The organism is Pseudomonas sp. SDO55104_S430 (assembly GCF_054070595.1).
Genome location: NZ_JBSVXG010000464.1, coordinates 1 through 1,488, shown reverse-complemented (window position 1 = coordinate 1,488; position 1,488 = coordinate 1). Strand labels below are relative to the sequence as shown.

Annotated in this window: 2 protein-coding genes; one reads left to right on the top strand and one right to left on the bottom strand. The window is 55.2% G+C overall.

Translation table 11 applies throughout. From position 1 onward, the window contains the following. Window positions 1–108: 108 nt before the first annotated feature. The gene (locus tag ACW9JE_RS30705) at window positions 109–732 is read right to left on the bottom strand and encodes a transcriptional regulator (RefSeq protein ID WP_457434906.1); all 624 of its coding nucleotides are present in this window, start codon (window positions 730–732) and stop codon (window positions 109–111) included. A gap of 268 nt (window positions 733–1,000) precedes the next feature. Here ACW9JE_RS30705 and ACW9JE_RS30700 point away from each other — a divergent pair, with 268 nt between their 5' ends. Further along, window positions 1,001–1,363 carry a DUF6124 family protein gene (locus ACW9JE_RS30700; RefSeq protein WP_457434905.1) on the top strand — a complete coding sequence of 121 codons (363 nt, stop codon included), beginning with the start codon at window positions 1,001–1,003 and terminating at the stop codon, window positions 1,361–1,363. The last annotated feature ends 125 nt before the right edge of the window (window positions 1,364–1,488 follow it).

Here is a 1,488-nt window from a genome sequence, read left to right as displayed (position 1 = left end):
ACAGGGTTTGTGGGTGTACAAAAAATTTGAAAACAACCCAAATAACTGTGGGAGCGGGCTTGCCCGCGAAGAGGCCGGTGAAGACTCCCAAGCTTCAACCTAGAAATACTAAAGCTCAGCCATCCGCTCCTGGACTTGCTCCAGAAGGCGGCAAGGGCTTTCACCCATCAAATTGATCTTTTCCTGCCGCGCTACCCGCACGACAAAACTGTTCTCGGCCGCCAGTTTCGTGGCCCAGTCTTCAGGGGTGTAGAGCGTCGGATTAAGCGGGCGGCCCAGTTGCTCTTCCAGTGGCAGGAGCCGCTCCATCACGTCACTGTAGTTGAGGTCTTTGCCGATCAGCATGAGGTCAATGTCACTGGATGCGTTTGCCTGATCCTTGGCGATGGACCCGTAGATAAATGCCCAGGTGAGCTGTTCGGCGAAGGGTTGCAACGCATCGCGCAGAGGTTGTGCGATGCCGAAAGTTTTGCGCGTGATGCCCAGGAGTTCGGCATAGATCGGGCAATCAGGATTGGCTTGATAGTGCGTCTGGTTGCCCTGTCGAAACATCGTCAGGACCCCCGCCCGTTGCAGGCGGTCGAGTTCGCGCATGAGGCTGCCTTTACCCACCTGAGCCCAGCGAGCGATCTCGTTGGCGTAAAAACTCCGGTCGGGTTTACCGAACAAGAGACCCAGCACTTTTTGCTGAGTGGTTGTGAACAAGGCTTCGCTGAGGGAAAGGTTTTGCACAGTGATAACCTATGAGTCCCAAAATGGGAACGATAGGTCCCTTTTCGGGAATCTTCAACTTGCGGTTTTTGTTTAAAAGCTTGTACGTCGGAGTGGTGTGCGCCTACGGATTCTTGCGTCGTTAACTACAGCATTGCCGGAAGGCGCTGACTGGTGGGCTCTTGGGAGGATCTTTATCGTTTGCTGTGTCGCTGCAAACTCAGCGACCGGGTTTGGAACCCCGGGGTAAATGGTGCAAAGCGCTCTCATAACCAACGAAGGTACGACCATGTTCAAAGCTACCCCGAACTCCCAAGACACAGGTTCTCAAACTTCCCACGAAGACGAAAAACTCAAGGAAGCCGCCGATCGCGCCTTCTCTCATTATTTCCCGCCCGCAAGCGAAAAATCGGACAAGCGCCGAAAATTCCAGCTCTTCACCGTTTCCCCAGGTATCGATACCGAAGCCCTGCTGGCCAATGCCTCCGAAGACCTGCTGTCCATCAGTGCCATTGCGGCTGATCTGGCGGACGATGTGGAGGGTTCGCGGCGGTCTATCGCATTAGCGCTTAGCCGGATGGCTGACGGGGTGCATTTGTTGGTGGAGCGGGCGTTGGATCATCAGGAGGCGGTGGATCAGGCCAAGGTATAAGAGGTCGGATCTGCGGTGATTTCACTGGCCCCTTCGCGGGCAAGCCTCGCTCCTACAGGGTTTTCGGTTACTTGCGATTTTCGGGTACATCCACAAATCCTGTAGGAGCGAGGCTTGCCCGCGAA

What these genes read in the sequence shown, in the direction of transcription:
- ACW9JE_RS30700 (WP_457434905.1), top strand. Translation starts at nt 1,001, where the DNA reads ATGTTCAAAGCTACCCCGAACTCCCAAGACACAGGTTCTCAAACTTCC.